The organism is Gordonia alkaliphila, from assembly GCF_039542465.1.
In the GTDB taxonomy this organism is placed as follows: domain Bacteria; phylum Actinomycetota; class Actinomycetes; order Mycobacteriales; family Mycobacteriaceae; genus Gordonia; species Gordonia alkaliphila.
The window spans coordinates 1-5971 of record NZ_BAABIE010000031.1 but is presented as its reverse complement, the minus strand read 5'-3'; the positions used below and the strand labels follow the sequence as shown (position 1 = coordinate 5971).

Below are 5971 nucleotides of genomic sequence, written 5' to 3'. Positions count from 1 at the left end.
GGAGCATATCCGACAAATACGGCGACTTCTCGTTTTCGGATAATTCCGAGATAGGAAACTCTGACGATTCGAGCTATAGATGGGCGAATCCACGTTCTTACAAGCTGGAGTTTACAGTCGATTCTGGAGAAATTAGCCAGACTTGCCGGGGAACACTTTCTATTTCCGAGGATTCTTATCCTCTAGACGATCTTCCTGATTTTGATAGATTGAATCCCGAAGATGGAGAATCGATATTGAAGGCGTCAAAAGTAACCATCTCTTCCTCGTGTGAGAGATAGCTGAGACCGCGCCAGGCGTTCGCTCCTGGATCAGGTTTCTTGAGGCGTGCTCGCTCGTCGGCCGCGGGGTGCGGTTGGGAATCGCAACCGATGTCGACCCTCGACCAGACCACCTCCCACCTAGGGCGGCAAGGGCTGGCCCCCGACACGCAGCAGATGTCGCAGCGGGGCGAAATTGGGCACCTCAGCGGGGACAGATTCGGTGATACATGCAGCTGCACGCTGTTCCCAACAGATAGCGGCGCGTCGTTGAAAAACATGCACTCGGGCGTGTCGCAGGACTGCTTCGGACAGAGGTTCAGAAGCCGAGAAAGCCCAGTAGACCACCTCGTCGCGCCGGTTTAGGTCCGGGTGCCGGCACTTCCGCTGTGGCTGGTGCCGACAGTTGTGGAGGCTCAGCGCGCTGCTCGAGCATGAGTAGTGACCGCTGCAGAACCTCGATGGTGCGTTCGCGTTCGGCGGCGATGGCTTCGGCGCGCTCGGCTCGGTGGCGCGCCTCTGCGAGTTCGCGGCGCAGCTGCTCGGTGTCGTCACGGGGTGTCGGAGGTGTCGCTGAGGGTGTCGTGTCAGGTGCCATCGGGGGTGTCGGCGGGGGTGTCGTGGGTGACAGGAGACCGGCGGCGATCAGTGCCGGTATCGGTATGCGCCAGCCTCCACGTCCGTCCTCGTAGGCCCCGGAAAGCTTTCCTGAACTGCGCGCACGACGGATTGTCGCGGTGGACACTCCGCACGCTTTCGCGGCTTCGGACTGCGACAGCGTGGGGGGTGTTGCATGGGGTGTCGCGTCGGGTGCCATGACACCCACTCTGTCACCCGTGTCACCGGTTACAGGGGTGCCACGCGGGGCCGGGAAATCGAGAGGATGAGGACCTCGTCGGGGTCCAGTCCGGCAGCGGCGATCATCGCAGCCTCAGCGTCGTCGCGGTCGCGGTCAGGCACGACGACCGACGCGACGAGCTCGCCCGCGACGTACAGACGGCCGACCGCTCGGGCCGCTCCATGCAGGTCCCAATAGAGCGCCGGTTCCTCGTCGAGGGTAGGCAGCGGCGGGTATCTCCACACGTTCATACGACCAGCCTGGTGCACCCGGACGTGCGGCAGCAGCACCAATTCGGCCCGCTGTGGACAACTCGCGGGCGTGCTGGTCAGGCGTAGCGCTCGTGTGCTGCCTGACGGCTGATGCCGAGCGCATCACCGATGGATTGCCAGGTCTCGCCGGACGCTCGCGCCTCGGCAATGATCGCGCGGCGGGCCTGCTGGGCGGCTAGCTCGACCATCCGCACCGCGCCGATCATGTCGCCGTAGTCGTCGGCGCCGGCAATCGACTCCGACAACAGGATCAGCGTGTCCAGGGCTTGCGCGCGGGCCACCGTCGCCTCATTGAAGTCGGTCGGCGCGGGTCGGGTCTGCTCGATCAGGGCGGCTAGTTCGTGCTCGGGCATGGTGCCGATCGGGATCGGTCCGCCGTCGACGGGGAACGGGTTTGCTGTGGAATCGGGCTCACTCATGCTGTCAAGTGTGCCTTGACAAGGGCTGCGTGTCAAGTCGTACCTGACACGCGTTCTACGGCTCCAGCTGGTCGCCGTCGTCGTGTTCCTCGTCCATCAGCTGACTGGTGATCCTGATGAACTCGCGCTCAAAGGTGCGCCTCTCGTAGTTGCTCGCCTGCTGCTTCCAGTGGTCGGATTCGAGCAGCGGGAGCATGGCCGCGACCGCCATCCGCAGGTAGGTTCCTCGGCTGCGCTGGGTGCGTTCACAGAGCCGGTCGAGCCGCTCAGTGATCTCGTGAGGCAGCCGGACCGAGACCACGCGCCCGGACTTGTGCGGCGGCTGGGGCATGGCGTCAGAACTCCTCGGGCTCGGTCTCCGGCAACGGGTAAACAATGTTTACCCGTTGGGTCAGACACTCCGCCGATTCGCACGGCGACGCCCGAGCGCTACTACCGGCGCGCTCGCATGACGACGCTCGTGATCGTGTTTCGGAGGTCGAAAATCGCTGAGATGACGCCGTTGTACTCGACGCCGGAACACTGGCCAGAGCCGATGTTCTCGTTCAGCTGGACGAGCAGTTGCCGGGTTGCCTCGGGCGACTCCAGGACTATCGCGACGGCGCGCTCGGCGTCCACGCCTTTGACGCTCGGGCCGCTGCTGCGGGCTCGTGAGGCGCGCTGCCGGCATGTGTCCGAGCACCACCGTCGAGGCCGCCCGCCACGGCTTCCCGGATTCGGTTTGATCGCGGTCCCGCACGCCTCGCACACTCGCCCGCTGCTCGCCATGTGTCGAAGTTTCCGTGTCACGAAACCAAAATGCAAGAGGTGTGTGTGTTTCATTGATTGATCTGGGGTTATGGATCGAGGGAAGGGATTAACGGACGGGATTCGTGACAGAGGTGCAAGGAGGTTGAGACGGGATCAGGTGGGGGTGGGTTTGAGCGGTGGCAGCGGTGAGGTTGGGGTTAGGCTGAGGCTGCACAACTGAATTTCGAGCCTCGTTCGTCCCTGGGTGCGGGAACACCCAACAGCGGCGAAGCGGCCCGAACCGACCTGAGACACCAGGAGGACCCCCATGTCCCTGCTCGTTCCTGCCATCGAGACCTACCGCGCCGCGATCGCGCTGCGCGAGATGGTCGGGCTCTTTCCCGAGCTACCGCCAACTGCCGGCACCCGCGACCGCTACGACGCCGCTCTGCTGCGCGCCGAAAACCGGACCGCTCGCCGGTCTGGTCTACTCGCTGGCCGACGTCGCTCACACCGTCCACGACGGCGCCGCACGCGCTCACCACGCCACGCTCACCTCGTCGGCGCTACGGAGTGCCGGGTGGTCGCTCGACGAACGGCAGGCGCTCGATCCGGTGCGCGCCCGGCTGAGCGCGGCCGTCACGCAGACCCGCCGCGCCGCGCTGGTGCTCACGGCTCGCCGAAACCTTCGCCTACGACCTGCACCCACTGCACCCATGACCGCGCCCGCGCACTCTAACCTGGACCCGGCCGCGTCGGTCGGGTGTCTTCGAGCGACGTTGGCAAGAGGCCTCGGTGTTCCCGCACCGGGGCCTCGCCCTTCTCGCCCTTCTCGCCTGTCAGCCCAGCGCAGCGACCCCGCCAAGGGACCCCGAAACGAGCACGTGTCAGCGTCGCGAGTTTGGGCATGCCTAACCCATAGCTTGCTCCGCGGGTGCGGTGAGTTTCCCCTGGAGCCCGCCGAAACATCTGACTTGGTTCAGGACGTACTTTTAACTTTTTGGGCGTGTCTGCCGGGGATCAACGCGGCTGGCGTGCAGGGTGGGCGCTATGACCGCCACTGAGGCCCCTACGGACGACTGGGAGCGGCTGTGGCTACCCCTGTGGCCGTTGGCCGGTGACGACCTCCTAGAGGGCGTCTACCGGCAATCACGGGCCTCGGCGCTCGGGCGCCGCTACATCGAGGCCAACCCTGAAGCGCTGAGCAACCTCCTGGTGGTCGACATCGACCACCCCGACGCCGCGCTGCGCGCCCTGAGCGCGCGAGGGTCACACCCCATGCCCAACGCGGTCGTGTCCAACCGGCGCAACGGGCACGCACACGCGGTCTGGGCGCTGTCCGAGCCGGTCACCCGAACCGAGTACGCACGGCGCAAGCCGCTCGCCTACGCCGCCGCGATCACCGAGGGCCTGCGCCGCGCCGTCGACGGTGACACCGGCTACAGCGGACTGCTGACGAAGAACCCGACTCACGACGACTGGGACACCGAGTGGATCCACTCGGCCGGGTACGAGCTCGACCAGCTCGCCGAAGAGCTCGGCGAGCGCATGCCGCCCCCGCGCTGGCGCGAGACCAAGCGCCAGCGCGAGAACGTCGCCGGACTCGGCCGCAACTGCTCACTGTTCGAGTCAGCACGGCACTGGGCCTACCGCGAAACGCGGCTGTTCCTGCCGACACAGGACGCCGACGGCCTCGGCCGCTCGATCCACCGCGAGGTACACGAGCGCAACGCCGCCTTTGCCGATCCACTGCCGGCCTCGGAGGCGCGTGCGATCGCCGCGAGCATCCACCGCTGGATCACCACCCGATCCCGGATGTGGGCCGATGGCGCCGCGGTCTACGAAGCCACCTTCACCACCATCCAGGCCGCGCGGGGACGCAAGTCTGCGGAAGCTCGTAAGCGCACCATCGACGAACGCATTGCCACACTGCGCGCAGGAGTCTGAACGTGACCATGACCGAACCGGATCGTCGACGACGGAAGATGACGGCCCGCGCGGCCGCCGAGAAGTTCGGAGTCTCGATCCGCACTGTCCAACGAGTCGTTGCCGAAGAACGCGCCGTCTACGAGCAAGCCGCGGCCGATCGACGGGCGCAGATCATCGACCTGTACCGACGTGGTCTGAAGCAAAAGGCGATCGCCGCCCAACTCGGCGTCACGCCTGCTCTGGTATCGATCCGGATACGCGAGGCGCGAGAGGCCGGCGTCGACCTGAGTCTCCTACCCGACGACGGCAACGGCAATGTTTCGGCGGACTGAGCGTGAAGGACGCGGTCCAGTCGCACATCGCAATCAGGTGCGGAGTTCCTCATGACAAGAACTCCGCACCTGATTACCCAATCGGATGTTGGATCGTGAGGTCAGAAACTTATGACCACCCGGATCATCCTAGAAAACGTTATTGCACGCTCGCCCGTTCAGCGTATGCGTATTTCCGGACTTCTTCCAGGCGGTGACGCAGACCTTGCCCGATCCTTTACCCGTTACCACGAAGCGCTGAGAGGGGCTATTGGACGTGGGAGAGTTTCGGTTCAGTCCGTTAGGCCCAGTCACTTGAAGGTGGCCAGTGAAATTGCAGTACTGATTTGTTCTCTGGGCGGTCACCTTGAATCCGGACGGGCGACCGGAGAGATAGATGTACGCGCATCCGTTGCTTCCGCTCGAATCAGCATGTGCAGTGCCTGATGGAACGACTGCAGCGAGCGCGGCAGCGGCGAAGATCGCTGCGCCTGCCGCCTTAGCTCGTCTGGTGCTTGTGCTCCGCATATTTGCGTAGTCCCCCTTCATGTTTGGAGCTCCCCCTGTGGAGCTGCCTATTTGATACTGTGTGGCCAACAATGCATGCGGCCTGCCGGATGGTAGCACTGAGAACTGGAATCTACATGGTGATTCACCGCTGGGTCATAGAAACGCCTTCGTGTGCACCTAATTTAAGCTCAGTTACGTTCAGTCGAAGCGGGGCCTCGCGTCGCTCGTCGAACCGGCTCATGGAAGGTTGGTGACCACGGATGGATGAATTGGTTACATATGAAGAAGTAGGAACAGTTCTAGACTATTCGATCCCAAATTTGACAGTGGCTATTATCCTGCTTGGGGCGGCTATTGCTTCTCTTGCCATCATGTTGATGCTACCTTCTGGGAGTGGTGCAAATGGTGAGGTTAAAACGCTCTGGCGCACCAGCTTCATGGTGGTATTATTGGCCGCCTTGCCGCTATTGGCTGCAGGTTCATTTTTCGGATTGGGCGGCACGAAAGTCCTATTCCCGAAGCCTTCCAGCACATCGAATAAGATTCTGGCAGAGTCCGTTTGGACTGTCGCAAACAGGAGCATATCCGACAAATACGGCGACTTCTCGTTTTCGGATAATTCCGAGATAGGAAACTCTGACGATTCGAGCTATAGATGGGCGAATCCACGTTCTTACAAGCTGGAGTTTACAGTCGATTCTGG

Annotated in this window: 10 protein-coding genes; 4 read left to right on the top strand and 6 right to left on the bottom strand. The window is 63.2% G+C overall.

The genetic code is table 11. From position 1 onward, the window contains the following. A partial coding sequence (locus ABD989_RS17480; RefSeq protein WP_345314482.1) for a hypothetical protein occupies positions 1 to 281 on the top strand: 281 nt, incomplete at its 5' end. 298 nt (positions 282 to 579) lie between these two features. On the opposite strand, the gene ABD989_RS17795 is transcribed toward ABD989_RS17480, so the two are convergent. The 6 genes from ABD989_RS17795 to ABD989_RS17455 all read right to left on the bottom strand — a co-directional run bounded on the left by ABD989_RS17795 (position 580) and on the right by ABD989_RS17455 (position 3191). Continuing rightward, positions 580 to 1077 carry a helix-turn-helix domain-containing protein gene (locus ABD989_RS17795; RefSeq protein WP_486327083.1) on the bottom strand — a complete coding sequence of 166 codons (498 nt, stop codon included), beginning with the start codon at positions 1075 to 1077 and terminating at the stop codon, positions 580 to 582. 29 nt (positions 1078 to 1106) lie between these two features. After that, a complete protein-coding gene (locus ABD989_RS17475; protein WP_345314481.1) occupies positions 1107 to 1349 on the bottom strand; it encodes a hypothetical protein in 243 nt (80 codons plus the stop codon). Positions 1350 to 1426: 77 nt separating this feature from the next. Then, the gene (locus tag ABD989_RS17470) at positions 1427 to 1789 is read right to left on the bottom strand and encodes a hypothetical protein (protein WP_345314480.1); all 363 of its coding nucleotides are present in this window, start codon (positions 1787 to 1789) and stop codon (positions 1427 to 1429) included. Between the two features lie 55 nt (positions 1790 to 1844). Next, positions 1845 to 2120 (bottom strand): ribbon-helix-helix protein, CopG family, encoded by a 276-nt coding sequence (locus ABD989_RS17465; RefSeq protein ID WP_345314479.1) that lies wholly within the window; start codon positions 2118 to 2120, stop codon positions 1845 to 1847. Positions 2121 to 2221: 101 nt separating this feature from the next. Next, the gene (locus ABD989_RS17460; RefSeq protein WP_345314478.1) at positions 2222 to 2407 is read right to left on the bottom strand and encodes a hypothetical protein; all 186 of its coding nucleotides are present in this window, start codon (positions 2405 to 2407) and stop codon (positions 2222 to 2224) included. A 649-nt stretch (positions 2408 to 3056) separates the two neighbouring features. Then, positions 3057 to 3191 (bottom strand): hypothetical protein, encoded by a 135-nt coding sequence (locus ABD989_RS17455; RefSeq protein WP_345314477.1) that lies wholly within the window; start codon positions 3189 to 3191, stop codon positions 3057 to 3059. A 377-nt stretch (positions 3192 to 3568) separates the two neighbouring features. Here ABD989_RS17455 and ABD989_RS17450 point away from each other — a divergent pair, with 377 nt between their 5' ends. From ABD989_RS17450 to ABD989_RS17440, 3 genes are all read left to right on the top strand, one after another. Further along, a complete protein-coding gene (locus ABD989_RS17450) occupies positions 3569 to 4465 on the top strand; it encodes a replication initiation protein (RefSeq protein ID WP_345314476.1) in 897 nt (298 codons plus the stop codon). 8 nt (positions 4466 to 4473) lie between these two features. Next, on the top strand, positions 4474 to 4779 hold the full coding sequence (locus tag ABD989_RS17445) for a helix-turn-helix domain-containing protein (RefSeq protein WP_345314483.1): 306 nt from the start codon (positions 4474 to 4476) through the stop codon (positions 4777 to 4779). 749 nt (positions 4780 to 5528) lie between these two features. Continuing rightward, positions 5529 to 5971: hypothetical protein (locus ABD989_RS17440; protein WP_345314475.1), on the top strand; the 443-nt coding region annotated here is incomplete at its 3' end.